The following is a 24,551-nucleotide window of genomic DNA, read 5'->3' on the forward strand; positions in this document are numbered from 1 at the left end:
GCCCGCGGCCCCTCCGACCGGCAAGTACGTCTTCGTCGACGAGTTTGACGGACCAGCCGGGTCCGCGCCCGACGGATCCAAGTGGGCGATCTCGAAGGCTCGCGAGTCCATGAAGGACCCGACCTTTTGGGAGCTCCCCGAAAATGTCGGCCAGTATCGAGACGATCGCAAGAACGTCTTCCTCGACGGCAACTCGAACCTGGTCATCAAGGCCGCAAAAGAAGGCAACACGTACTACGGCGGCAAGATCTACAGCACGACCGAACTGGGTGTCGGCTATACCTGGGAAGCGCGCATTAAGTTCAACTGCCTGACCCCGGGCGCGTGGCCCGCGTTCTGGCTCGGCAGTGATCAGGACGGTGAGATCGACATCGTCGAGTGGTACGGCAACGGCAGCTGGCCGGCCGCAACCACCGTGCATGCCAAGGCAAACGGCTCAGAATGGAAGACCCACAACCTGTCCCTGGACAACGCGTGGCACACCTGGCGCACCCAGTGGGACGACAAGGGCATTCGGTTCTGGAAGGACTACACCGACGGAGCGGCACCGTATTTCGAGGTTGCCGCCAACTCCCTGGCGGACTGGCCGTTCAACAATCCTGGACACAAGGCATTTCCCGTGCTGAACCTGGCTGTGGCCGGATCCGGTGGCGGCGATCCCCGCGGTGGCACCTACCCCGCGGAGATGCTCGTCGACTGGATACGTGTCTGGTAGCTCAGCTGCCGATGCGCTCGTCGTGCGACTCCCACATGTCGCGCCATTCAGCTTCTTCGTCCTGTTTGTCGTGATGCTGATCCGTGGACGGTTCCGTGAGGGTGATCGCCGGGTGCGGCAACGAGAAGAAATCACCTTTTCCCTGTGCCGAGCGATGCTGACCGGTATCGAGGTAGCAGTACCCCAGTCCCGAGAGCTCTGCGGTCCGGTCTGACCTCTCAAGGTAATGAAGTACGTTCTGAGCGGCCGCTTTTGCACCATTCTTTGCGAAGATGGCGGCCTTCGGCAGAGGCCTGCCGGACGGCGACATCACCGACACAGCGTCACCGATCGCCCAGATGCCCTCATACGGGGTCTGCATCGTCTGTGCATCGACGCCGATCCACTCGGGTCCATCGATGGTGACTGACGGCCTATGCGGCGGCACGAACACCAACAAGTCGAAACACGCCGTAGTGCCGTCCCTGAACACGACAACCTTCTCGTCGGGGTCGATGCGTTCCGTGGTGTGTTCGCCATGGAAGCTGATCTCGTTGTCGCTGAGCAGCTGTACCAGCTGCGGCCCCGCGTAGGGGCCGGCAGAGGGCATGGGGTGCTTCTCCGGCGTATAGACGCTGATGTCGACACCCGTCCGTATGCCCTTGTCGTTCAAGAAATCCGAGGCCAGCAGGGCTCCCTCGTAAGGAGCCACCGGACAGCGGTAGGGCTGCGATGTCACCAGGAAGACGAGCCTGCTTCCGGAGAAGTTTTCCAGTGCGCGCCTGGCATCACCGGCCGCGGCGACGCCGTAGTAGTGCACCGCGTCACCCCGGGCGGCCGCTTCACTCAAGCCCGGAATCTTGTCGAGGGCATTGCGCGCGCCCGTGGCGATAACAAGCGCGTCAAAGTCCAGAGTTGACGAGTCTGACAAGGTCACGGTGCGCGTGTTGGGATCGATGCCGGCGACGGATCCCGTCACGGCGGTTACTCCCGACAGCGCCTCGGAACTCGGCCGAATGGGCACACTGCCCGCGTCGCGCCAGCCTCGCATCACCCACGGCAAGGTAAATCCCAGAAAGTGGGTGAAGTCCTCGTCCACAATGGTGATATCGAGGTCACCGAGCGGTACGTGGGCCTGGCGCAGTTCGTTGATCACGCTCAGCCCGCCGATTCCGGCACCCAGGATGACAACCTTCTTCATGTTCTACGCTCCTTTTTCCTGAACAGGCCCCTGTACACAGGAGCAGACGGTGGTGTGCCGTGTCCGCCACACCATTGATCTTCGGGGACTGTGCTTTTCACGGATTGAACGTGGAGACCGCAGCCAGACCACGTGGTCTTGGAACAGACGGAGCACGTCACTGCATGACACATGATCGGCACTAATGCGCCGGGCGCGGACGCTGCAGCTGCGTGAACTCCGGCACTCGCGAAAGCGCGGCAACCGCGTCAAACAACGCGTGCGCAGTGCTCTGCTCCGGCAACGCCGTCAAGACGGGGCCGAAGAACGTACGGCCGTCGACCTGCAGTAGCGGGCTGCCGCCAACATCTCCCAATGCCCGCTGCCCCGCCTCGTGAGAGGAACGGACCAGTGCGTCCAGCGAGGTGTCCGACAGCGAATCGCTTGATGTCGACAGGGGCGCGACTGCCCCCAATACCCGAGCGGCCAGATCGGCACCGACAGGCACCGACTCGTCGAAATACAGCGCACCGAAGGCGAAATACGCTGTGTGCAAGCCCTGCCGGCCCAACTCGCGCTGGATTCCGGCCATCAGCCTCCCCACCTGCCGCGAGTCATTCATCCGTGCTTGCTGTGGGGGCGGCAGCTCCTTGCCCTCGTTCAAGACAGCCAGATTCATCAGCTGCCAGTCGACCGAGGTACCGGACTGGCCCGCGACCACATCCAGCCAACGCGCGGTGTTCCACGAAAACGGGCATACCGGGTCGAGCCAGATCCTCACGTCGAACCTGCCGCTGTGTGCGGCACTGCCATCTGCGGACATGCGGCATCTCCCATCACTGTGAAACAAGACCGATAACTAGGACCGTGGAGGTGTCGGTCCGCTGGTTCGTTCTGCCACCGTTTATACCATACCCCCCACGGTATATGCCCCGAGTCGGATGTTGCGGCAGACTTTGTGTATATACCGTAGGGGGTATGGTATCTATTGAGTAAGACTCGGCCCTGCCATAGGGCCCGCCCGCGATCTGCGGTCACCCGGCGCAAGTCAGCAGGACACAGGTCATGGCCTAAAACTATTGAGCGACAACAGAAAGGCGGCCTAAGAGTGCGGGCAGCGATAGTTACCGTGTTGAAACGGGCGTGGGTAGCGATGGTCGTTGGGTGCGCGGTTGGCCTCGGCGCGGTCGCCGTCAACCACCTGCGTGGCGCGTTCGGCTCCGAACCAATCTTCTCGGCCACCGGCAGCAGCGCAGAACCACTCGTGTCATCCACGATCAAGCAGGTGCGATACGAGATCTACGGACCCAGCGGCACCACAGGTGCGGTGAGCTACCTGGACAAGAACGCTCAGCCACAACGGGCCGATTTCAGCAGCTTGCCATGGACCTACACGATTGAGACTACCGTACCCGCTGTCATCGCCAGTGTTGTGGCACAAGGGAATAGCGCCGCCATAGGGTGTCGAATCACCGTGAACGGACACATCGAAGATGAGCAGTCCACAGACGGGCGCGACGCCCAAACCTCGTGTCTGGTGAAAGCCGCATGAACACCGACCACGGAAAACGCCCGGCCTTCATGCGGTTCGTGCGCCGATTCGCGGTGCCGATCCTGCTGGGATGGCTGCTACTGACGGTGGCAGTGAACGTGCTGGTGCCGCCGATTGAATCGGTGGCACGAGATCATGCGGTGACGATGTCGCCGCATGACGCGCCGGCCATGATCGCGGCTAAACACATCGGCCAGAAATATCGCGAATCCGATTCCGACAGCATCGCGATGATCGTGCTCGAGGGCGATAACCCGCTCGGCGAATCGGCACGCCGCTATTACGACACCCTGGTGCACGCGCTGCAGGCCGACCCCGAGCATGTGCAGCACGTGCAAAACGTATGGGGAGACCCGCTGACCGCTGCCGGTGCCCAGAGCCGTGACGGCAAAGCCGCATATGTCCAGCTCAACCTTGCCGGCGACCAGGGCAGCACGCTTGGAAACAAGTCTGTCGACGCGGTCCGCGAGATCGTGGACCGTTCAGCGCCGCCCGCAGGCCTGGCGGTGTATGTCACCGGCCCGGCGGCGCTGACCACGGACATGAACGAGGCCGCTGATAAGAGCATGCTCGTCATGATGGGCGTGACGGGCGCGGTGATCATGATCATGCTTCTCGTCACGTACCGATCCATCAGCACGATGCTGCTTGTTCTGGTCATGGTCGGCTTCGAGATGGGCACCGCCAGAGGCGTTGTCGCGATTCTCGGTAACTACGACCTACTGGGATTCTCGACATTCGTGGTCGCCATGTTGTCCTCATTGGCGATCGCCGCGGGTACCGACTACGCCATCTTTCTCATCGGCCGTTATCAGGAAGCACGCCAAGCCGGCCAGGACCGAGAAACAGCGTATTACACCATGTTTCGTGGCACATTCCACATCATCCTAGGCTCTGGACTGACCATCGCCGGGGCGACCCTGTGCCTGCACTTGGCACGCCTGTCGTATTTCAAGGCACTAGGTATTCCGTCCGCACTGGGACTGCTTGTGGTCGTGGCGGGTGCGCTCACCGCCGCACCCGCTGTGGTTGTCATAGCCAGCCGCTTTGGGCTGCTTGATCCCAAGCGGGCTGTGAAGGTTCGGCGCTGGCGGCGTATCGGCACCGCCACGGTGCGCTGGCCAGGCGCGGTGTTTGCCGCCTCACTGGCCATAGCGCTCATCGGTATCGCCATCATGCCAACCATGAAGGTCAGTTACAACGATCGGTTCTATATACCGGCCTCCCTGCCGTCGAACGTCGGATATGCGGCCGCCGAACGCCATTTCAGCGCCGCCACAATGAATCCCGATATTCTGATGGTCGAGAGCGATCACGACATGCGCAATAGCGGAGACATGCTCATCCTGGACAAGATCGCCAAGGACGTGTTCCGTTCACCCGGAATCGCGATGGTGCAAAGCATCACCCGCCCCTTGGGCGGTCCGATCGAGCACACCTCCATACCGTTTCAGATCAGCGCCCAGTCGATTCCGATCCAGCAGAATCTTCAATTCATGAAGGACCGTACAGCCGACATGCTCACCATGAGTGAAGATCTCGGTTCCATGATCGGCTCCATGCAACGCATGCAATCCCTGCTGGGCCAGATGAGCAACGCGACTCACCGCATGACCACGGATATGACAGACGCGCAGGCGACGCTGAACGAAATTCGGGACCATCTGGCCGAGTTCGACGACGTCATACGGCCCCTGCGCAACTATTTCTATTGGGAGCAGAACTGTTTCGACATCGCGGTGTGCTCGGCCATACGTTCGGTATTCGACGCGATGGACGGTGTCGACACGTTCAGTGACAAGATGCGCGCACTGACCGCAGACGTCGGAAATGTCGGCGCGATCATTCCCCAGATGAGTGCGCAGTTCCCCACGATCATCGCCGTGGCCAAGTCCATGCAGGGGACTCTGCTGACCATGCATAGCAGCTTCGCCAACCTGGTCACACAGATGGCGCAGATGACCGACACTGCCAGCGCGATGGGCCAAGCCTTCGACGCCTCCCGCGGCGGGGACTACTTCTACCTACCACCAGAAGCGTTTCAGAATCCCGATTTTCAGCGTGGTCTGCAGCTGTTCCTGTCGCCCGACGGCAAAGCTGCACGCTTCGTCATCACCCATGACAAGGACCCGGCCACCCCCGCAGGAATCTCCTCAGTCATCCCCGAATTGGAGGCCGCCCATCAAGCCGTCAAGGGGACCGCCCTGACCGACGCCGAGTTCTACCTCACCGGCACCGCCGCGATCTACCGCGACATTCAATCCGGCTCTCACTATGATCTGTTGATCGTCGGAATCGCTGCCGTAACACTGATTTTCGCTGTGATGATGCTCATCACCCGTGCGCTGGTCGCCTCGCTAGTAATCGTCGGCACCGTACTGCTGTCCCTCGGCGCCGCATTCGGGCTCTCGGTGCTGGTGTGGCAACACATTTTCGGTCTCGAGCTCAACTGGATCGCGCCGGTCTTCGGCCTGATCATCCTGTTGGCCGTCGGATCCGACTACAACCTGCTGCTCGTATCCCGCTTCCAGGAAGAGATCGGTGCGGGACTCAAGACCGGCATCATCCGCTCAATGGGAGAAACCGGCGGAGTCGTCACGTCCGCGGGACTGGTATTCGCGTTCACGATGATGTCCATGGCTGCAAGCGATTTGAGCTCGATCGGCCAAGCCGGAAGCACGATCGGTTTGGGTCTACTGTTCGACACACTCATCGTGCGGTCTCTGATGACCCCGTCCATCGCTGGGCTGCTCGGCCCATGGTTCTGGTGGCCACTGAAAGTCCGCACGCGCACTATACCCAGGAGGGTATAGTGTCAATAGCTCGGGACCTCGAAAGGTAGATCCATGATCGACGATCAAGACAGCATCACTGCCATCCTCAGCAGACTGCGCCGGGCGCAGGGACAGCTCAACGGAGTGATCAACATGATCGAAACCGGGCGCGACTGCAAAGACGTGGTGACTCAGCTGGCTGCCGTGTCACGAGCGCTCGACCGCGCCGGCTTCAAGATCGTCGCCACCGGCCTGCGTGAATGCATCACCGCCGATCGGGACGGAAACACCGCGCCCATGACCGAGGCTGAACTCGAGAAACTGTTCCTCGCCCTGGCCTAGCACCGTGGCCCGGCAAGCCCTAGCTCAGAGCTCGCCTGAGAAGTCCGCGGTAAACCAGCGATCGGGGCGCACGACGAACAGCACGGTGTCGGCCTCATCGTATCCGCGCGCGAACTCCCGGCCGGCCTCCTCGCCGAGATAGCGGATGGCAATGGTTTCCCGTACCTCTGCCGAGGCCGGCCGCTCCGTTTCGACAACCGTGCCCTCGACAATGACGTACTGATACGGCGGCTCTTCGTGCTGCACCGTCAGCGTGACTGCGCCGGCCTGCTCGATCAGGCGTGCCTTGCGGTTGCCCGCACTGGTATTGATCTGAATGTTTCCGCCGGGCGTATACCCGTACCAGATCGGCACGCTGGCCGGCGGCCGTCCCTTGTCGGCCGCAACCGACAGCACGGCAATGTGCTTGGCCGCGAGAAAATCCTGACGCTCCGCTTCGGTGAACTGACGTGGCATATCGCCTCAAACCCGCGGATCCGCCGGGCTTATTCCCGTACCTAGATTCATCTGGATTTGATCCCCTGAAACACGTTGGTGAGCAAGGCGTCGACGAAATCCCGTGTCAGCGGCTGGTCGGGTATCAGCAGCCGGTGGTAGCAAGCGCCCCACAGCTGGTCCACGACGACCTCCGGGTCCACCTTCGCACCGAGCTGGCCACGTTCTTGTGCCCGACGTATCGCCGTCACCGCAAGGGCACGACGGGGCCCCGAATACCGTTGCAGAAAAGCCGCTTTGAGCTCCGGATCCACTTGGGCCTGACCAATGAGTTCACCGATGACCCCGCCCCCAATCGTGTCCCGGATGACGCCGAGGAACGCATGCAGCTGAGTGCGGAGGTCGCGCTCGATGTCCCCGGTGTCGGGGAACCCCAACTCCGGTTCGACCTGCCGGAAGTAGCCGTCGAGCGCGAGAGCCCCTTTGGACGGCCACCACTTGTAGATGGTCATCTTGCTCGCACCGGAGAGGGCAGCGACCTTGTCGATGGTGAATCCGTTCATCCCCTCGGCGAACAGCAGGTCGCCCGCGGCCTGAAGCACTTCTTCGCGCACCTCGTCAGCCGGCCGCCGCCCCCGGCGCGGCTGCTTCACCTCGTCCCCTGCGGCAGTCACCATCGCTCCCACTCCTTGCCAACTATGTGTACGTACCGTACATTACATATATGTACGGTACGTACACATATGCAACAGAAGGGCTCCTCGATGAAGATCACGGACAACACGGTGTTCATTCCCGGAGCCACGAGCGGGATCGGCCTGGAACTCGCCCTGGCCTTGCAGGCCAAGGGCAACACCGTGATAGTCGGCGGGCGCCGCACCGAGCTACTCGAGCGCATCCGTGCTGAACATCCCGGCATCTCGGCTGTGCAGATCGACATCTCCGATCCGGAGAGCATTCACACCGCTGCCCAACGGATACTCACCGACCATCCGACCGTGAACATCCTCATCGCGATGGCAGGCATCATGCGCGTCGAAGACTGGCATCACCCCGAGTCATTCCTTCAGTCGGCCGAGGAGATCGTCACCACCAACGTGCTGGGCCCGATTCGCCTGATCGCCAACTTCATCGAGCACCTACAGGCCCAGCCCGAAGCCACCATCATCACGGTCTCGTCCGGGTTGGCTTTCGCGCCACTGAAGGTCACGCCCAGTTACAACGCCTCTAAGGCCGCCATCCACATGCTCACTGAGTCGATTCGGCTGCAGCTCGCGGACACCCGGGTGACGGTCAAGGAACTCCAGCCACCCGCGGTTCGCACAGACCTCATGCCGGGACAGCAAGAGAGTGACTTCGCGATGCCCCTGAAGGACTTCGTCGATGAAGTGGTCACCCTGCTGGAGACCCAGCCCGACGCCACCGAAATCCAGGTAGAGCGGGTGAAGTTCCTGCGCTACGGCGAAGCACGCGGTGACTACGACGAAGTCGTCGCGACGCTCAACGCCTCCGATCCCCACGCTCGCCAGTAACGGGTGTCGCACACCTCACCTGGATACCTGGCGTCGCTCTTGCCAAGATTGAGTGGATGACTGACGAGGCGAGTACCGGCGCACCCGGCACCAAGATCGCGCTGGCGCTGGGCGCCGGTGGGGCCCGCGGCTATGCGCATATCGGTGTGATCCAGGAGTTGCGGGAGCGCGGCTTCGAGATCTCCGGCATCTCAGGATCCTCGATGGGCGCGTTGGTGGGCGGCCTGGAGGCGGCCGGAGCGCTCGACGGGTTCACCTCGTGGGCAACATCGCTGACCCAGCGCGCGGTACTGCGGCTGTTAGACCCGACGTGGACCAGCCCCGGCTTCTTCCGCGCCGAGAAGATTCTGGACGTGGTACGCGAGCTGCTCGGCGACGTCGCGATCGAAGACCTGCCGATTCCGTTCACCGCGGTCGCGACCGACTTGATCGCCGGCAAGTCGGTGTGGCTGCAGCGCGGTTCATTGGCCTCCGCTATCCGCGCATCTATCGCGATTCCCGGAATGATCTCTCCGCATGTACTCGACGGCCGCGTGCTGGCAGACGGCGGCGTCCTGGACCTGATGGCAGTTGCGCCACTGGCCGGGGTACACGCCGAGCTGCGAGTAGCGGTAAGCCTCAGCGGAGGCGAGGAGTCGCGCACTCCGGCACCGCCCCTTGATCCCGAGCCTCGTGAACCGCGCGTGACCACAGAGTGGTTGAACCGGCTGCTGCGCAGCACTTCGGCCCTGTTCGAGACCGACGGCACCGAAGCAGCAGGCCAACCAGATCCCGCCGCAAAACTGACAAGCTTCGAAGTGATGAACCGGACCATCGAGGTCATGCAGTCGGCCCTTGCCCGCATGCAGCTCGCGGCGCACCCTCCGGATGTCCTCATCGAGGTACCCCGAAGTGTCAGTCGCAGTCTGGACTTCCATCGTGCCACCGAAGTCATCGAGGTCGGGCGCCGTTGCGCCGCTGAGGCTCTCGACGCATACGCGAACACCAACTAGCCGCCGACATCCCCTTTGGAGGGCAGCATGGCCCGTACCGTCTCGCAACTCATCGTCGACACCGTGAAAGCCGCCGGTGTTCAACGTATTTACGGCCTGCCCGGCGACTCGTTGAATGGCTTTACCGAGGCTCTGCGCCGCGACGGCACCGTGGAGTGGGTCCATGTGCGCCACGAAGAGGCGGCGGCATTCGCCGCGGGGGCAGAGGCGGCGCTGACGGGCACCCTCGCAGTGTGTGCCGCCAGCTGCGGCCCGGGCAATCTGCATCTCATCAACGGTCTCTTTGATGCCCACCGCAGTCGAGTCCCCGTCCTTGCGATTGCCTCGCACATACCCAGCGCCGAAATCGGCAGCGGCTACTTCCAGGAGACCCATCCGCAGAATCTGTTCGCCGAATGCAGCGTGTACAGCGAGCTGGTGAGCAGCGTCGAACAGCTGCCGTACGTCTTGGACACCGCCATCCGCGCGGCGCTGGACCAGCAAGGGGTGGCGGTCCTGACAATCCCAGGAGACATCCTCAGCGCCAAGACAGATGCGGCGCCGCCCTCGGCGCCGATCGTCGCGGGCATCGGGACCCGCCTGCCGGACCCAGTGTCCCTGGAGCGAGCCGTCCGGGTGCTGAACGGATCCAGCGCGGTCACCATCCTCGCCGGGGCCGGCTGTGAGGGCGCCCATGCCGAGCTGCTGGAAGCTGCTCGTATTCTCCAGGCGCCGATCGTGCACACGTTGCGCGGCAAGGAATTCGTCGAGTACGACAATCCGTTCGACGTCGGCATGACGGGCCTGCTGGGGTTCCGTTCCGGGTACGACGCACTCGAGGACACCGAGGTGCTGCTGATGCTCGGGACAGATTTCCCATATCGACAGTTCTATCCGCCGAAGGCCACCGTCGTTCAGGTCGATATCCGCGGTGAACACATCGGCCGACGTGTCCGGGTGGATGTCCCACTCATCGGTTCGGTGAAAGACACTTTGCAACAGCTCAATTCGATACTCCTTCCGCATTCCGAGGGCAAGCATCTAGAGCGCGCGAGAGAGAACTACACGCGCACGCGTGCTCAGCTCGACCGGTTGGCCGTGGACGATCGCAATCAGACGCCCGTGCGACCGGAACTTGTCGCACGCAGGATCGACGAGTTGGCGGACGAGGACGCGGTCTTCATCGCCGATGTCGGCACACCCGTCATCTGGGCCGCGCGCTACCTGTCCATGAATGGCCGACGGCGCCTGCTCGGTTCGTTCAACCACGGCAGCATGGCCAACGCCGTTCCCCAGGGAATCGGGGCACAGGCATCACACCGAGGCCGCCAGATCGTCACCCTCTCCGGTGACGGCGGGCTGGCGATGATGCTAGGAGATCTCATCACGCTCACCCAGTCGCAGCTGCCCATCAAGATGGTGGTGTTCAACAATGGCGCGCTCAGCTTCGTGGAGCTGGAAATGAAGGCCGCTGGGATTGTGAACTACGGGACGGCCCTGGATAACCCGGTATTCGCTGATGTCGCAACGGCTCTCGGGATTCACGGTGCGCGCGTGGAACGCCCCGACCAGCTCGATGCGGCGTTGTCGGAGGCCTTCAGTCACGATGGCCCGGCCCTCGTGGAGGTAGTCACCGCTCGCCAGGAGCTCTCGATTCCACCGACCATCACCGCCGCACAGGTGGCAGGCTTCTCGTTGTGGGCGACGAGGACCCTGCTGTCGGGGCGCGGCGACGAGCTCATCGACCTGGCCAAGACGAACCTCGGCGCGCGCCTGCGCCGCCGGTGAGTCGCACTAGGGATTCTCCGAGTTATCCACAAACCGTGGCTTGTCCCCAACGGCGGGTTGGTACACGTGCTGCTCAACAGATTTCCCTAAGATCGAAAATATGTTCGATTCATTGCGCGACGCGGATCTGATCGATGTGATCACGTCGGCACAGCGTGCCGAGGCGCAAGCTTGCGCCCGACGGCTGGACGCTATCGGCGTGCTCGTCGACCGGCACGCAGACCTCGACAAGGCCGATGCGCGTGACCGTCACCCCCTGGATCGCTGGGACAGGATCGCCGCCGAAATTTCCGCGGCTCAGGGCATCACCCAGGCATTGGCCTCCAGCCAGATGCGGTATGCCCAGGTTCTGCGGCACCGCCTCACAGCGGTCGCTGAACGCTTCGCCGCTGGTGATCTTGACTATCGGACTGTCGCACTGATCGTCAACCGCACCGAACTCGTCGAGAGCGACACGGTGGTGACGCAGGTGGACACTGCGATCGTGCAGGCCCTGCCGCGCTGGGCGCGCTGGTCCCACAAGCGCATCACCGCCGCACTTGATGCGTTGGTGCTTCGCTTCGATCGGGATGCCGTGCGGCGCAACAGATCCGCGAGCGAGGGCCGCCATATAGAGATCCGCCCCGTCGGTAACGGGGAACCCGTCGCCGAGATCTGGGGCACCTTGCAGGCCACCCACGCCGTCGCGCTGGACAAACGCCTCGATCTTCTGGCAGCGACCGTGTGCCCGACAGATCCACGCACCAAGGCCCAGCGGCGTGCCGACGCGGTCGGCGCATTGACACGCGGTCTTGATCAGATGCGTTGCACCTGTGGACGTCCCGAATGCACTGGGCGCAATGTCTCCGATATCGCGGTCGTCGTCAACGTGGTCGTCAACCAATCCACCCTCAATGGTCAGGACGATATACCTGCCCATGTCCCCGGCTTCGGGGTGCTCGCCGCCGAGCAGGCCCGCGTCGTGGCCGCCGACGCCCGCACTCGCGCGCTCACTGATTGCCACAGCACCGGGTACCGGCCCTCGGGCAGCCTTGCTGCCTTTGTACGCTCGCGCGACCAGCTGTGCCGATTCCCAGGTTGCGAGGCAGCAGCCGACCGGACGGATATCGACCACACCGTGCCCTGGGCTGTGGGTGGTCCTACCACCGGCACCAATCTGAAGGCGTTGTGCCGCAAGCATCATCTGCTGAAGACCTTTGGCCGCTGGACCGAGATCCAAGGACCCGACGGCACCGTGCTGTGGAAGGCGCCGACGGGGCACACCTATGTCACCACTCCCGCCAGCCGGTTCCTCTTCCCCACCCTTACCCGCCAGCGCACCCGAAAACAGGAACGCGACCGCCGGCGCCAGTCGGAACGAAGCCTCAACCGTCAAGAACGATTACAACGCGAAGCGGCCCTGGCCGCACTCACCGCCCACGACCCGCCACCCTTCTAGGCGCCGTGGGCTACTCCGGCCAGCTGTTCGCCCGAATCAACTCCACCAGATCGTCCCGCACAAATGACGGGTCGAAATGCGCGAGCACGTCGGCGTTCATGTTGCCGAACGTGCTGCGCGGCCGGTGCCGATTGCCCTCGAAGAAAGCGTTCAGAATCCTGTTCTTGAAATCGGGCCGCGGGTGCACCGCCGTCACGGCATCCAAATCTTTGGCAGACAACGCATCCCGCTCAATGCCAACCACATCGGTTTCCACCCCGGCGGTGACCAGGGCCACCTCCGGGCTGAGGAATTCAGTAACCCCGGGCGTGGTGTGCAGCGCGATCGCGAGCCACACATTCTGGGCGTCCTCGGTGCCTACTCCGCGTTCGGTCAGAAAGTCGCGGGCGGCATTGGCGCCGTCGACCTCGAACCGCAGCTGCGAGTCCCGGAACCCCTCAGTGAGGCCGATGTCATGGAACATCGCGCCGGCGTACAGCAGCTCCAGATCGGGTTTCACGCCGCGACGCTGACCCTGCAGCGCACCGAAGAGATACACCCGGCGAGAGTGGTGAAACAGCAGGTCGTCCTCGGTGTCGCGGATGTACTCGGTGATCTCGCGCGCCAGTGGCGTGTTAGGGATCTCGACTCCGGCAATATCGGTCATCGCATGTCCTTTGTCTGGTGGAACTCTGTCAGCTACGAGTCTCTGGCCACATGGCTCGCCGGTGAGAGGTGCAGAGCAGTCGTCGATCCCACACATCCGGACATGTGCGCGGGTGCGCATCTGCGATCCTGAGGTCATGTCCGACGCACGGCTCATCACGATCGTTGTGTTCGACGGCATGAAGCTGCTCGACCTGGCCGGGCCCGCCGAGGTGTTCGCCGAGGCCAACCGATTCGGCGCGAACTACAGGTTGATGGTGGCGTCGGTCGACGGCAGGGACGTGGCAACATCCGTCGGGTCACCCTTTTCGGTGACCGGGACGATCGACTCCATAGAGTCCACGGATACCGTGCTGGTGGCAGGCGGCGACGTGTTGATCGGGCGCCCACTGGACCCCGCACTTGTGGACGCCCTGGCCCGCATACCCGCACGCTGCCGGCGTATCGCATCCATCTGCACAGGTGCCTTCCTGCTGGCCCAGGCAGGTGTACTCGACCATCGTCGTGCCACCACACATTGGCGCCATACGGGTCTGCTGCAACGTGCATTCCCCAACATCACCGTCGAGCCCGATGCGATCTTCGTCAGGGACGCAAACGTTTTCACCTCGGCCGGGGTGTCCGCGGGGATCGACTTGGCGCTGGCGCTCGTCGAGGATGACTACGGCTCCGACATCGTGCGCGAAGTGGCCCGATCGCTGGTCGTCTATCTCAAGCGCGCGGGCGGACAATCTCAGTTCTCGGTCTTCGTCGAGTCGGCGCCACCCGCGGGCTCGGCACTGCGTCCGGCAACCGATGCCATCGCCGCCGACCCCGCCGACAATCACAGTGTCCAGAAGCTGGCCGCACGAGCGGCGCTGAGCACCCGCCAGCTCACACGGCTCTTTCACACCGAATTAGGCACTACGCCAGCCAGATACGTAGAACTCGTCCGAATCGACGCGGCCCGTGGCGCCCTGGATGCGGGAAACACCGTCGCGCAGGCAGCTCGAATCGCGGGCTTCGGGAGCGCGGAGACGCTGCGGCGGGTGTTCGTCAACGAGCTGGGAGTCTCACCGAAGGCCTACCGCGACCGCTTCCATACCGCCGCGCGCTAGTGGCCGCGCGCCACCCAATCGTCGTAGTGCACGATCTCGTCGCCGATGGTGGTCGTATCGCCGTGACCGGTGTAGACCACCGTGTCCGCGGGAAGCGGGCCGAGGCGCCCCGAGATGGACTGCAGAATGGTCGGGAAATCGGAGAACGATCGCCCGGTGGCACCCGGTCCGCCCTGGAACAGGGTGTCTCCCGAGAACACCGCTCGCAGTTCAGGCGCGTACCAGCACACCGAGCCCGGGGAATGGCCCGGCGTGTGCAGAGCGTGCAGTTCCAGGCCGCCGACCGGCAGCACCATATCGTCTTCGACGCCCCGGAACTCTTTGTCCGGGTGCGTCATTCGCCATAACATGTCGTCGGCCGGATGCAGCAGCACCGGGGCATCAAGGGCCTGGCTCAGCTGCGGGGCGACGGTGATGTGGTCGTTGTGGCCGTGGGTGCACACCACCGCGACGACGTTGCGTCCGGCGACCGCGTCGATGATCGGCTCTGCCGAATGCGCGGCATCGAAGACCACCACGTCATCGCCGTCACCAACGATCCAGATGTTGTTGTCGACTTCCCAGCTGCCGCCGTCGAGCTCGAAGGTCCCGCGCGTGACGACCCGTTCGATTCCGCTCATCCATCGACCTTTCGCATCGTCTCAGTATTGCGGATCGCCCCAGCACCGTTCGATCGCGCGCCACGGATCGGCGAATTGTCCGCCCATCCCGCGGTATGGCGACTGGGTTCTGAGCACGGCACGCACGATGGGCGCTGCCAGCCGCATCGGCCCACGCCTCCACCCCACCGCGGCACTGGTCTCGGAGTGCATCGCAGGTAACGAGTGTCGCTGGAAACCCAGAACCTGCTGGGAACGCTCTGTGTCCATCCAATCGGTGACGAACCAGCTGCGATCCTCGTCGGGATCGCCCGGACGTCCAGCCGGAATGCCGCCGGCGAGCCCCATGGCGGCGGCCGTTTCCGACGCCACGGCCGACTGAGTGGTGCGGTGAGAGCCGTCGCCACCGATCAGGAAGACCTCGCGCACGTGGCCCGTCGATATCGCGGCACAGAAGGCGTGCGCGACGTCGCGCACATCGACGGTCTGGATCCGGCCGTCCGAGGGAAGTACCGCCTCGAATCGCAGCAGATTGGGATCGATACTCCAGCGAGGAGTCGCCGTCAGTACCCCGCCAAGACGCAGCACCACCCAGTCCAGGCCCGACGACCGCACCAGATTCTCCGCCGCGACCTTATGGGCGCCGTAGAGGTCACTGGGATTGACCGGTGTGTCCGCTGTGAGCAATCCCTTGTCGCGATGGGGATTCCGGGCGCCATACACGGCAACGCTGGAGGCCAGGACGAACCGCGCCGGTGACGCCAGGTTCGCGGCCGCAGACAGCAGGAAACCAGTCGCGTCGACGTTGACCGCCTGCGCCACTCTCCGATTCGTGTAGCAGAACGGCGGGATCAGCGCCGCCAGGTGCACAATCGCGCCGGGCGCGGTGGACTCGACCAACGAGGTGACCTCGGCGGCGGACGTGAGGTCCGCCCACCGCACCTCGACCCCGGCCGGAACACGCTGGGCACTCTGAAGGTTCGCCGGGGTGTGCAGGTCCGTCGCGACTATGGCGCAACCCTGCGCCGCGAGAGCATCCACCACAGCGGACCCCACCAGGCCGAACGCGCCGGTTACCAGAACACGATCGCTGGTCACATCAACCTCCAAATAGACAAGTGTCCAGGTACTGAACTGCTTGTGGCCGAGGCCGGGTACGGGTCAGACCTCATCCACTATTACCCAAAACCAGACACCTGTCCAGGATGGTTTATGTGGCGACCCCGCGCTCCGGTAGATCGCTAGTGTTGCGCTATGACAACGGCGTTTGTGTTGTCCGGTGGCGCCAGCCTCGGGTCGATCCAAGTCGGCATGCTGCTGGCCTTGACGGAGGCGGGCATCGTCCCCGACCTGATCGTCGGAACGTCGGTGGGTGCGCTCAACGGCGGCTGGCTGGCCGCCCGATCCGACATGGATGGCGTGAATGCGCTCGCTGACCTCTGGCGGTCACTCTCCCGTAGCGACGTCTTCCCCACCAATCTGTATACCGGGTTCCTCGGATTCGTCGGTCGTCGACGCAGCCTGGTTTCTGATTCGGGTCTGCGTCGTCTCTTGAAGGAAAACTTGGAGTTTCGCAGACTTGAAGACGCTCCCATTCCACTGCATGTCGTGGCGACCGACGTGCTCACCGGCAAGGACGTTCTGCTATCCAGCGGCGATCCGATCGACGCGATTGCTGCCAGCGCCGCGGTGCCCGCCGTGCTGCCACCGGTAACCATCGACGGACGGGTCTTCATCGATGGTGGCGTGGTGAACAACACCCCACTCTCCCATGCCGTTTCGTTGGGTGCCGATGAGATCTGGGTGCTGCCCACCGGCTACGCCTGTGCACTTCGCGAGGCTCCGAAGGGGGCGCTGGCCATGGCGCTGCACGCCACCACGCTGGCCATCAACCAGCGCCTGGCCGTCGACGTGGCCCGCTTCTAGCAGACCGTCGAGCTGCGGGTGGTGCCAGCACTCTGTCCGGTCCGTATCTCACCGATCGACTTCTCACATTCGGGTGAGCTCATCACCCGCGCACGTCAGCAGACCCTCAGGTGGCTACTCATGCCACCATTCAAGATCAATCAGGCGGATCTGCTGGAACATCACCACGACTGAGCGCAACAAGCTGCGATACTGACCGCGTGGTGCTCGACGACACCCCAGAGAAGAGCGGCCCGGCCCGTCCCGTACCGGGCGTGAACGGATCCAGAAGCTGGCCCGAGCCGCGCTCAACGCGGATGTCACCGTCGAACAACTCGACACCGTGCTGACCGATATGTCCGCTGTTCTCATCGACATGAACGACACGCTTAGCGTCATCGGCGAGCTCACGCCCCGCATGATGATCGTTGTCGAGCGGATGGAGAACGTCATGACGCGCATCGAGCGGATCGTCGGGCTCGCCGAGTCGGTGCTCACGCCAATCACCGTCACCGAGTCGGCGGTCCGCGGCGTCCTGGCGTCCTTTCAGAACGAGATCAAGCGACGGTTGAACCCATCGCGTCCCGAGGACTAATCCAGCGCCTGCTCTCCCACCACGCCCAAGAGTCGCAGGCTCTCCAACGCCGAGGATCCGGCGGGCGGAGTGAGTACCACCAACTGCTGACCATCAGCGGTGGCGAGCACCTCACAGTCCAGGGTGATGGCGCCGACGCGGGTCAGAAATGTCTTGCGCTGCATACGCCGTGCGGCCACCTCGTGCCGCTCCCACAACCCTGCGAATTCGGGGCTGCGCTGCAGAAGGCTCTCGACCAGTTCACGCATGTCGGCATCGGCGCGCCTGCGCCCCCACGCCGCGCGTAGGTCGGCCACCAACGTGCGGCCATGCTCCTCGTGATCCTCCTCGGGCGCCGCCTCACGTATCCGGGGATCGGTAAACCACTGCCAGATCAAGCTGGACTGCAGCCCCATGTCACCGGTGACGAGGTCGCCCGACAACAGTTTCGAGAGTTCGTTCTGCGCCAACGTGATTCCCGTATCTGAGCAGACCAGTGCCGCGGCGTCACGCAATTGATCGAGAACAAAGAGCAGCGCCGGACGCACGCGCGTCGCGCGTGGGGCTCGGTCGGGAGCGGTGTGTCCGGCAAGCCGGTAGAGATGATCGGTCTCGTCATCGGTGAGGCGCAGGGTGCGCGCGAGGGCACGCAGCATCTGCTCAGAGGGCTGAGCGCTGCGGGCCTGTTCCAGCCTGCCGTAATAGTCGACCGACATACCCGTCAGCTGTGCGACTTCTTCACGCCGCAGACCCGCGGTACGGCGACGTGAGCCTGCGGGCAGCCCAACCTCCGCCGGCTGTACCGCCTCGCGGCGACGGCGCAGGAAGTCCGCGAGCGACTCTCGATCCATCGCACCATTGTTGCCGTGGCACCCTTCTCCAGCCAGGGACTGGCAGTCCCCGGTTACACGCGCCGTGGTTGTACCGCCTGATCCGGCCAAGACTGGGAGGCATGAAGACCACTACCACCGGCACACTGACCACCTCGGCCCTGGGCCTCGGCTGCATGGCCATGTCGGGCGCGTATGGCCCGTCCGATCGAGGCGAGGCCATCGCCACCGTGCATGCCGCACTCGACGCGGGAATCACTCTGCTGGACACCGCCGACTTCTACGGCATGGGGCACAACGAACTCCTACTCGCCGAGGCGCTGCGATCAATACCTCGGGACCGATTCCAGCTCAGCGTGAAGTTCGGTGGCCAACTCGGCCCCGACACCTCCTGGCTAGGGTTCGACGCTCGACCCTGTGCCGTGAAGGCGGCCGCCGCCTATTCATTGCAGCGTCTCGGCACCGATTACCTCGACATCTACCGCCCGGCACGGCTGGATCCGGCGGTCCCGATCGAGGACACCATCGGTGCGATCGGCGAACTCGTCGACGCGGGATACGTGCGGCGGATCGGACTGTCGGAGGTCGGATCGGAAACCATCCGCCGGGCGGCAGCGGTCCGGCCCATCAACGACCTCCAGATCGAATACTCCTTGGTATCCCGCGGTATCGAGGACGACATCTCGGACACCTGCCGCGAATTGGGAATCGGCGTCACCGCCTACGGCGTGCTGGCCCGCGGACTGATCGGTGGTCATTGGACGAAATCCAGTGGTGGGCACGGCGATTTCCGAAACGCCAGCCCGCGGTTCGCCGAGGACAATCTGGATCGCAACTTGGGCCTGGTCGAGACATTGCGCGGGGTCGCGACGGAGCTCGACGTTACGGTGGCCCAGGCGGCGATCGCCTGGGTGGCGTCCCGCGGCACCGACATCGTGCCGCTGGTGGGTGCGCGCACCCGGACTCGGCTCACCGAGGCATTGGGTGCGGCGGATCTTGAGCTCACCCCCGGCCAGCTGCACCGGATCGAGCTGGCTATGCCCATAGAACAGGTGGCCGGTGACCGCTACTCCGCAGCGCAGATGGCGGTCCTCGACTCCGAACGGTGAACCCGGGGCGCTGACTAGAGTGGCGCCATGGAGCTCTACGACGTCATGCGCACCACCTTCGCGGCACGTGAGTTCACCGGGGAACCATTGCCCGACAATGTGTTAGACCGCATCCTCGACAACGCCCGGTTCGCTCCCAGCGGAGGCAATCGGCAGGCCGGACACATCATCGTGATCAGGGACCCCTCCACGCGTGCGGGCCTGATCGAGGCGACCACGCCGGGCGCACGCCGGTACTTCGCGCAGATCGCGGCCGGTGAGTCACCGTGGAATCCGGTCAGTCCCACCCTCGTTGCCCCGGAAACCGTCGCCGCGACCAGGGTTCCCGAGTCGGTTTTCGAACCGCTGCGCACCGCATCGGTGGTGCTTGTCGTGTGCGTGGACCTGAGACTGGTCGCGGCCACGGATCAGGGGCTGGATCGCATCGGCGTCATCAGCGGAGCGTCGATCTATCCGCTGGTGTGGAACATCCTACTGGCTGCCCGAGCGGAGGGCTTCGGCGGCACCCTGACCACCATGGCCGTGGCGCAAGAGCCGAAAGTGCGTGAGCTGCTGGGTATCCCCGATACATATGCGGTGGCGGCCGTCTTGCCCATCGGCAAGCCCGTAAAGCAGTTAAGGAAGTTACGACGCAATACCGTCGACGAGTTCGTCACCCGCGAACGCTTCGACGGGGACCCCTACCTTCCCGGAACCGACTGAGGTTTGTGGCCCGGGGAACCCGTGGGCGTCAGTCACGACGGCGTTTGATCGAATGGACGTGCCAGTCTGCGATCTGAAACGAGCCGCCCGTGAACGCACAGGACGAACCGGACACCACACCGGACGAACCGGACACCGCCCTACCCGAGGAGCCCGGAGACGACGCTCGCCAGGAGACTGCTCCGGCGCTGATCACGGCGACCGGGCTGGGGGTGGACGGCGAACACGGACCGCTTTTTTCCGGCATCGACCTGGAACTCACCTCGGGGTTTCACGCCATCCAGATGCCCGGCGGACCCGGACAGCACACGCTGTTACTGGCGCTGGCCGGCCGGCTCAAGCCCAGCCACGGCTCCGTCACCGTGATGGGCGACAGCGATCCGCGTGCGATCCGCCGACACTGCGCCATCGCCGCCTTCGCCGATATCGACGAGCTGGAAGAGACTGTGACGGTCCAGACCGTTCTCGCCGAGCAGGTCCGCTGGCTAGCACCGTGGTTCTCGCGGGTACCCGTCGATACCGGACGCGACAAATTGGCCGAGGTGTTCGGGGAACTCCCGCCGCCATCCGCAAGCACGTTCATCGTCGAACTGTCCGATCTCGACCTATTCCTCTTACGCATCACACTGGCGCTGCTGTCGGACCGGCCCATTCTGGTTGTCGGTGACCTGGAGCAGGTCCGTGACAACGCGCGCCGCGCCACGGCCGTCGAGCGGCTCGGTGCGATCGCCGAGAACCGCACCGTCGTTGTCGGGGTGACCAATCCCCTGGGCATCGACGCACCCGTCCACGACTTGCACGATCACCGCATCCTCACCGGGAGGGACTAACCATGCTCGCTGGACTCGCATACGGTTCAGAAATAAAGCGTTTCGGCCGCAGCCGAATGACCCGCGCCGCGATCGTCGTCCTCATGCTGCTGCCGCTGGTGTACGGCGCGCTGTATCTGTGGGCGTACTGGGACCCCTTCGGCCACGTCAACAAGATGCCCGTGGCACTCGTCAACGCCGACAAGGGCGCCACCGTCTCCGGCCAGCACGTAAACATCGGCGAGGAAATCTCCAAGAGCCTCACCGCCGACGGCAGCATGGACTGGCATGTTCTCAGTCTCGATGAGGCGCGCAGCGGGGTTGATCACGGCACGTACTACTTCATGTTGGAGCTGCCCCCCGATTTCAGTGAGGCCATCGCCTCGCCGCTCACCGGTCAGCCGAAGCAGGCCAATCTGGTCGCCGTCTACAACGACGCCAATAACTACATCTCCTCGAGCATCGGCCGCACCGCCATCGATCAGGTGCTCAATGCGGTCTCGACCCGTATCTCCGGCCAGGCCGTCAATCAGGTTCTGTCCGTCGTGGTCTCCTCCGGGGCAGGTATCCAGCAAGCCGCCGATGGCGCTCAGAAACTCGCGGACGGCGCGGCTAAGGTCGACGACGGTGCGGGGCAGCTCGCCAACGGGCTGCACACCGCCCGGCCCGGATCTGCGCAACTGGCCACCGGCGCCAAGCAGCTCTCCGATGGCATCAACCAGGCCACTGACCCTCTGCTGACCGTCAGCAAGGCGGTCGCAAACATCGGCGGCAGTACCGACAAACTTCAGCAGGGCACGGACGCGCTCCGGCAAGCCAACGATCAGATCGACGGCATTGCCAAGGCACAGGACAACGCCGCCAACGCGCTGACCGCCGTAATCGATCAGCTGGCGGGACGCCAAGATCCGGCGGCGAACACGCTGCGCGGAATCCAGGATCAGCTACGCGAACATCAGTTCACACCCCAGGTTCGCCAGCAGCTGACAGACGCAGAGAACGCGTCGATCGCGATGACCGAGACGTTGCGGGGCCCTGGCAGTCCGCTGAAGTCGGCGCTCGATCAAGTGGGCGGCAAGGGACAGGAACTCACCAACAAGCTCACCCAGATGCGGAACGGCGCACAGCAGCTGGCGACCGGCAACGCGCAATTGGCCAGCGGTATCGCTCGCATGGACGATGGCGCACAACAACTGAAGTCCGGTACCTCGCAACTGCGCTCCGGCTCGGCGGAACTGGCGACCAAGCTCGCCGACGGGGCCAAGCAGGTGCCCAACTGGAGTGCTCAACAGAAGGACGCCATCGCCGATACCATCGGCGGCCCGGTGCATCTAGAGACCTCGCATGAGAACGCCGCACCTAATTTCGGCACCGGAATGGCGCCGTTCTTCGTCACACTGGCATTGTTCTTCGGGGCCTTGGTGCTGTGGATGATACTGCGGCCCTTGCAGAATCGTGCAATCGCCGCAGAGGTTCTCCCCATCCGGGTGGCCCTCTCCAGCTATCTGCCCGCCGCCACCATCGGGATTTTCCAGGCGATCATCCTGTACTGCGTGGTGCGATTCGCCCTCGGAATGCATGCCGCGCACCCGGTCGCGATGCTCGGCTTCATGGTGCTGATTTCGTTCGCGTTCGTCGCCGCGACCCAGGCCATCAACGCGCTGGTCGGTCCCGCCGTCGGGCGCGTACTGCTTATGGCGCTACTGATGTTGCAGCTGGTCAGTGCCGGTGGCATGTATCCGGTGGAGACCACGTCGAGACCCTTCCAGGTACTGCACAAATACGACCCGATGACGTACGGCGTCGATGGGCTACGCCAGCTGATCCTGGGCGGTATCGACGGCAGACTGTGGCAGGCGGTGGTCACGCTGCTCTGCATCGCGTTGGGTGGGCTCCTGATCACCAGCCTCTCGGCCCGGCGTAATCAGCTCTGGAATCTGACGAGGCTGCTGCCGTCGATCAAGATGTAGCCTGATCCGCCGCGGCGGCCTTGCGCCGTGACCGTGTCATGGCCACCCGGCGCTCGCGCGTCGTCATCGCGCCCCAAACGCCGTGTGGTTCATCGGTTCTTATGGCATGGGCCGCGCACGGCACTCGTACCGGACACTCGTTGCAGATCCGTTTTGCCTGTACCTCGTATTGCTTCCGCAACGCTCCGCGCTGAGTTTCGGCGTCGTAGAAGATATCCGTCGACATTCCGCGACAGACCGCTTTGACCTGCCACTCCAGTTCATCCAGCGCCGGTTCCACGCCGCGAAACTTTGGTCGTGTCACGGCCTTGCTCCAGACCACCCACAAACATTCGGGCGCGTCGATGCCATCCGCATCCACCGAGTCTGGAGCCGAATGCCGGCGATACGCGATAGCCACTTTGGATAATGCGCGCCGCGGAATTGACCCGACTGGCTCTAGGATTCGCCGGTGCCCATCGCTATTGTGCGCGACCGCCGAGCGACGTCACCTCGGCGGACGGATGCGGCAACAGTCCAGGCGGCGATTGTGCTCGCCGCGGCGACGCCGAGACAAATCACGGCGTACCAGAGGCTGCCGATCGGATCGCCTGCAGTGGTCACACCATTCGCCGCCCCGAAGTAGCCCCGCAGCGCGCTTGCCCACAGCACTGCCATGACCGCAAGGTAGATGCCGGCATATATCAGGATGGCCGGATGCGTGGTGTAACCATCCGCGCCAGCGCGCCGGACATCGAGCCACTGTTTGATCAGCGCCGGTGCTGCCACTGCCACCAGGGCTATCAGCTCCAGGGCGTAGACGACACCGACCACCGCGGTACTGCCCGATATCGCACCCGCGATGGTGGCGGGCATCGGCAGGACCGCAGTACCGATCGAGGCCAGCACGCCGATAACCACAGTGCGCCATATGATCTGACCACCGGTGAAGGATTTCCTTTCGTCCACGTGGCGGCCGACAAATAGCTGCGCACAGAACGCCAGGGACATCGGCCACAGGGCGGCGAAGACGACCACACTGCCCATCGGCACCGAGTCGAAGAACGGCTTGTTCAGTGGATTGTCCAGAGTCCATTCCCACCAACGCAATTGCGGCCCGAGGTGGTCGAAGATCTCATAGAACGCGTGATGCACCAGACCGACGCAGGCCGCTCCGATCAGAACCCCATAGCGGCGGAAGACCCCCAATGTCCGCACGATCTCGAAGGCTACCGTGGCCATCATCGGGTAGATCGCGATGATGTACAGGGGTAGCCGGCCCCACAGAAAATCTACGGTAAAGACGTTGTGCGCGAACATGGTATCGACATGCTCGCTGATGCCGAACGGCCCGGGAAAATACAGCGGCGGTTCGATGATCAATAGATACGCGATCGCCCCGAACCACACAACGATGTTCGTCGGATCGTTGTGGCGGCGCAGCCGGATGATCGCGTACACCAATGCCAGCACCGCCCCTGCGATCACGGTCAGCTCCAAGACCGGCAGCGTCCAGTTCTGTAGTGAGAACGGGCTGCGGAAGACAGCGATCCCGCCTGCGGTGTCGCATGAGAAACCCAGCCGCACCGCCAGATCGGCGAAGGTCGGCGCACACAGATCAGACAC

Annotated in this window: 25 protein-coding genes and 1 pseudogene; 15 read left to right on the plus strand and 11 right to left on the minus strand. The window is 63.7% G+C overall.

Annotation, left to right across the window (positions count from 1 at the left end):
• A partial coding sequence (locus B4400_RS23225; protein WP_078356041.1) for a glycoside hydrolase family 16 protein occupies positions 1–715 on the plus strand: 715 nt, incomplete at its 5' end.
• A gap of 1 nt (position 716) precedes the next feature.
• Here B4400_RS23225 and B4400_RS23230 read toward each other — a convergent pair.
• Genes B4400_RS23230 through B4400_RS23240 form a run of 3 tightly spaced genes read right to left on the minus strand, consistent with a single transcriptional unit; the run spans position 717 to position 2,697 of the window.
• Positions 717–1,895, minus strand: a complete 1,179-nt coding sequence (locus tag B4400_RS23230; RefSeq protein ID WP_078313004.1) for an NAD(P)/FAD-dependent oxidoreductase — start codon at positions 1,893–1,895, stop codon at positions 717–719.
• Complete coding sequence (locus B4400_RS25175) at positions 1,892–2,068, minus strand: DUF8730 family Cys-rich protein (RefSeq protein ID WP_502688428.1); 177 nt, start codon at positions 2,066–2,068, stop codon at positions 1,892–1,894. The genes B4400_RS23230 and B4400_RS25175 overlap by 4 nt, the downstream gene beginning before the upstream one ends.
• 8 nt (positions 2,069–2,076) lie before the next feature.
• Complete coding sequence (locus tag B4400_RS23240; protein WP_078313006.1) at positions 2,077–2,697, minus strand: mycothiol-dependent nitroreductase Rv2466c family protein; 621 nt, start codon at positions 2,695–2,697, stop codon at positions 2,077–2,079.
• A gap of 330 nt (positions 2,698–3,027) precedes the next feature.
• Between B4400_RS23240 and B4400_RS23245 the strand changes: the two genes are divergently transcribed.
• The 3 genes from B4400_RS23245 to B4400_RS23255 are packed head-to-tail and all read left to right on the plus strand — an operon-like array spanning position 3,028 to position 6,542.
• Positions 3,028–3,426, plus strand: a complete 399-nt coding sequence (locus B4400_RS23245; protein ID WP_286141988.1) for an MmpS family transport accessory protein — start codon at positions 3,028–3,030, stop codon at positions 3,424–3,426.
• The gene (locus B4400_RS23250; protein WP_078313008.1) at positions 3,423–6,239 is read left to right on the plus strand and encodes an MMPL family transporter; all 2,817 of its coding nucleotides are present in this window, start codon (positions 3,423–3,425) and stop codon (positions 6,237–6,239) included. The genes B4400_RS23245 and B4400_RS23250 overlap by 4 nt, the downstream gene beginning before the upstream one ends.
• A 33-nt stretch (positions 6,240–6,272) precedes the next feature.
• Entirely contained in the window at positions 6,273–6,542 is a 270-nt protein-coding gene (locus B4400_RS23255) for a metal-sensitive transcriptional regulator (protein ID WP_078313009.1), read from the plus strand.
• Positions 6,543–6,566: 24 nt separating this feature from the next.
• Here B4400_RS23255 and B4400_RS23260 read toward each other — a convergent pair whose 3' ends face one another.
• A complete protein-coding gene (locus tag B4400_RS23260; protein ID WP_078313010.1) occupies positions 6,567–6,998 on the minus strand; it encodes a pyridoxamine 5'-phosphate oxidase family protein in 432 nt (143 codons plus the stop codon).
• Between the two features lie 47 nt (positions 6,999–7,045).
• A complete protein-coding gene (locus B4400_RS23265) occupies positions 7,046–7,591 on the minus strand; it encodes a TetR/AcrR family transcriptional regulator (protein ID WP_286151417.1) in 546 nt (181 codons plus the stop codon).
• Positions 7,592–7,741: 150 nt separating this feature from the next.
• Between B4400_RS23265 and B4400_RS23270 the strand changes: the two genes are divergently transcribed.
• The 4 genes from B4400_RS23270 to B4400_RS23285 all read left to right on the plus strand — a co-directional run bounded on the left by B4400_RS23270 (position 7,742) and on the right by B4400_RS23285 (position 12,706).
• Complete coding sequence (locus tag B4400_RS23270; protein WP_078313051.1) at positions 7,742–8,509, plus strand: SDR family oxidoreductase; 768 nt, start codon at positions 7,742–7,744, stop codon at positions 8,507–8,509.
• A 56-nt stretch (positions 8,510–8,565) separates the two neighbouring features.
• Positions 8,566–9,501 carry a patatin-like phospholipase family protein gene (locus B4400_RS23275; RefSeq protein ID WP_078289916.1) on the plus strand — a complete coding sequence of 312 codons (936 nt, stop codon included), beginning with the start codon at positions 8,566–8,568 and terminating at the stop codon, positions 9,499–9,501.
• A gap of 27 nt (positions 9,502–9,528) precedes the next feature.
• Positions 9,529–11,268, plus strand: a complete 1,740-nt coding sequence (poxB, locus tag B4400_RS23280; RefSeq protein WP_078313012.1) for a ubiquinone-dependent pyruvate dehydrogenase — start codon at positions 9,529–9,531, stop codon at positions 11,266–11,268.
• Between the two features lie 100 nt (positions 11,269–11,368).
• Complete coding sequence (locus B4400_RS23285) at positions 11,369–12,706, plus strand: HNH endonuclease signature motif containing protein (protein ID WP_078313013.1); 1,338 nt, start codon at positions 11,369–11,371, stop codon at positions 12,704–12,706.
• 10 nt (positions 12,707–12,716) lie between these two features.
• On the opposite strand, the gene B4400_RS23290 is transcribed toward B4400_RS23285, so the two are convergent.
• The gene (locus B4400_RS23290) at positions 12,717–13,352 is read right to left on the minus strand and encodes an HD domain-containing protein (RefSeq protein ID WP_078313014.1); all 636 of its coding nucleotides are present in this window, start codon (positions 13,350–13,352) and stop codon (positions 12,717–12,719) included.
• A gap of 136 nt (positions 13,353–13,488) precedes the next feature.
• Between B4400_RS23290 and B4400_RS23295 the strand changes: the two genes are divergently transcribed.
• The gene (locus tag B4400_RS23295) at positions 13,489–14,448 is read left to right on the plus strand and encodes a GlxA family transcriptional regulator (protein WP_078313052.1); all 960 of its coding nucleotides are present in this window, start codon (positions 13,489–13,491) and stop codon (positions 14,446–14,448) included.
• On the opposite strand, the gene B4400_RS23300 is transcribed toward B4400_RS23295, so the two are convergent.
• Positions 14,445–15,068 carry an MBL fold metallo-hydrolase gene (locus B4400_RS23300; RefSeq protein ID WP_078313015.1) on the minus strand — a complete coding sequence of 208 codons (624 nt, stop codon included), beginning with the start codon at positions 15,066–15,068 and terminating at the stop codon, positions 14,445–14,447. The genes B4400_RS23295 and B4400_RS23300 overlap by 4 nt on opposite strands.
• Before the next feature lie 21 nt (positions 15,069–15,089).
• Positions 15,090–16,145: an NAD-dependent epimerase/dehydratase family protein gene (locus tag B4400_RS23305; RefSeq protein ID WP_286151416.1), complete on the minus strand. Its 1,056-nt coding sequence runs from the start codon at positions 16,143–16,145 to the stop codon at positions 15,090–15,092.
• 156 nt (positions 16,146–16,301) lie between these two features.
• Here B4400_RS23305 and B4400_RS23310 point away from each other — a divergent pair.
• Positions 16,302–17,147 (plus strand): annotated as a pseudogene (locus B4400_RS23310) (patatin-like phospholipase family protein).
• Between the two features lie 88 nt (positions 17,148–17,235).
• Positions 17,236–17,547, plus strand: coding sequence for a hypothetical protein (locus tag B4400_RS23315; RefSeq protein WP_078313016.1), 312 nt, complete (start codon positions 17,236–17,238; stop codon positions 17,545–17,547).
• Here B4400_RS23315 and B4400_RS23320 read toward each other — a convergent pair.
• Entirely contained in the window at positions 17,544–18,377 is an 834-nt protein-coding gene (locus B4400_RS23320) for a helix-turn-helix transcriptional regulator (RefSeq protein WP_078313017.1), read from the minus strand. The genes B4400_RS23315 and B4400_RS23320 overlap by 4 nt on opposite strands.
• A gap of 101 nt (positions 18,378–18,478) precedes the next feature.
• Here B4400_RS23320 and B4400_RS23325 point away from each other — a divergent pair, with 101 nt between their 5' ends.
• From B4400_RS23325 to B4400_RS23340, 4 genes are all read left to right on the plus strand, one after another.
• On the plus strand, positions 18,479–19,465 hold the full coding sequence (locus B4400_RS23325; protein ID WP_078313018.1) for an aldo/keto reductase: 987 nt from the start codon (positions 18,479–18,481) through the stop codon (positions 19,463–19,465).
• A 27-nt stretch (positions 19,466–19,492) separates the two neighbouring features.
• Positions 19,493–20,167, plus strand: coding sequence for a nitroreductase family protein (locus B4400_RS23330; RefSeq protein ID WP_078313019.1), 675 nt, complete (start codon positions 19,493–19,495; stop codon positions 20,165–20,167).
• A gap of 89 nt (positions 20,168–20,256) precedes the next feature.
• The gene (locus B4400_RS23335) at positions 20,257–20,997 is read left to right on the plus strand and encodes a hypothetical protein (protein WP_078313020.1); all 741 of its coding nucleotides are present in this window, start codon (positions 20,257–20,259) and stop codon (positions 20,995–20,997) included.
• Between the two features lie 2 nt (positions 20,998–20,999).
• Positions 21,000–22,946: a YhgE/Pip domain-containing protein gene (locus B4400_RS23340; RefSeq protein ID WP_078313021.1), complete on the plus strand. Its 1,947-nt coding sequence runs from the start codon at positions 21,000–21,002 to the stop codon at positions 22,944–22,946.
• Here B4400_RS23340 and B4400_RS23345 read toward each other — a convergent pair.
• Together B4400_RS23345 and B4400_RS23350 are read right to left on the minus strand one after the other, a co-directional pair.
• Complete coding sequence (locus B4400_RS23345; protein WP_078313022.1) at positions 22,936–23,346, minus strand: WhiB family transcriptional regulator; 411 nt, start codon at positions 23,344–23,346, stop codon at positions 22,936–22,938. The two genes, B4400_RS23340 and B4400_RS23345, sit on opposite strands and share 11 nt — an antisense overlap.
• Positions 23,347–23,384: 38 nt before the next feature.
• Positions 23,385–24,551 carry a hypothetical protein gene (locus B4400_RS23350; RefSeq protein WP_078313023.1) on the minus strand — a complete coding sequence of 389 codons (1,167 nt, stop codon included), beginning with the start codon at positions 24,549–24,551 and terminating at the stop codon, positions 23,385–23,387.

This window comes from Mycobacterium sp. D16Q13 (assembly GCF_002013375.1).
Taxonomy (GTDB): Bacteria; Actinomycetota; Actinomycetes; order Mycobacteriales; family Mycobacteriaceae; genus Mycobacterium.

Coding starts and splice junctions, on each gene's coding strand:
- B4400_RS23260 (WP_078313010.1), bottom strand. CDS start 6,998: ATGCCACGTCAGTTCACCGAAGCGGAGCGTCAGGATTTTCTCGCGGCC.
- B4400_RS23320 (WP_078313017.1), bottom strand. CDS start 18,377: ATGGATCGAGAGTCGCTCGCGGACTTCCTGCGCCGTCGCCGCGAGGCG.
- B4400_RS23230 (WP_078313004.1), bottom strand. CDS start 1,895: ATGAAGAAGGTTGTCATCCTGGGTGCCGGAATCGGCGGGCTGAGCGTG.
- B4400_RS23285 (WP_078313013.1), top strand. CDS start 11,369: ATGTTCGATTCATTGCGCGACGCGGATCTGATCGATGTGATCACGTCG.
- B4400_RS23325 (WP_078313018.1), top strand. CDS start 18,479: ATGAAGACCACTACCACCGGCACACTGACCACCTCGGCCCTGGGCCTC.
- B4400_RS23255 (WP_078313009.1), top strand. CDS start 6,273: ATGATCGACGATCAAGACAGCATCACTGCCATCCTCAGCAGACTGCGC.
- B4400_RS23240 (WP_078313006.1), bottom strand. CDS start 2,697: ATGTCCGCAGATGGCAGTGCCGCACACAGCGGCAGGTTCGACGTGAGG.
- B4400_RS23250 (WP_078313008.1), top strand. CDS start 3,423: ATGAACACCGACCACGGAAAACGCCCGGCCTTCATGCGGTTCGTGCGC.
- poxB (WP_078313012.1), top strand. CDS start 9,529: ATGGCCCGTACCGTCTCGCAACTCATCGTCGACACCGTGAAAGCCGCC.
- B4400_RS23300 (WP_078313015.1), bottom strand. CDS start 15,068: ATGAGCGGAATCGAACGGGTCGTCACGCGCGGGACCTTCGAGCTCGAC.
- B4400_RS23290 (WP_078313014.1), bottom strand. CDS start 13,352: ATGACCGATATTGCCGGAGTCGAGATCCCTAACACGCCACTGGCGCGC.
- B4400_RS23270 (WP_078313051.1), top strand. CDS start 7,742: ATGAAGATCACGGACAACACGGTGTTCATTCCCGGAGCCACGAGCGGG.
- B4400_RS23330 (WP_078313019.1), top strand. CDS start 19,493: ATGGAGCTCTACGACGTCATGCGCACCACCTTCGCGGCACGTGAGTTC.
- B4400_RS25175 (WP_502688428.1), bottom strand. CDS start 2,068: ATGTGTCATGCAGTGACGTGCTCCGTCTGTTCCAAGACCACGTGGTCT.
- B4400_RS23275 (WP_078289916.1), top strand. CDS start 8,566: ATGACTGACGAGGCGAGTACCGGCGCACCCGGCACCAAGATCGCGCTG.
- B4400_RS23340 (WP_078313021.1), top strand. CDS start 21,000: ATGCTCGCTGGACTCGCATACGGTTCAGAAATAAAGCGTTTCGGCCGC.
- B4400_RS23245 (WP_286141988.1), top strand. CDS start 3,028: ATGGTCGTTGGGTGCGCGGTTGGCCTCGGCGCGGTCGCCGTCAACCAC.
- B4400_RS23295 (WP_078313052.1), top strand. CDS start 13,489: ATGTCCGACGCACGGCTCATCACGATCGTTGTGTTCGACGGCATGAAG.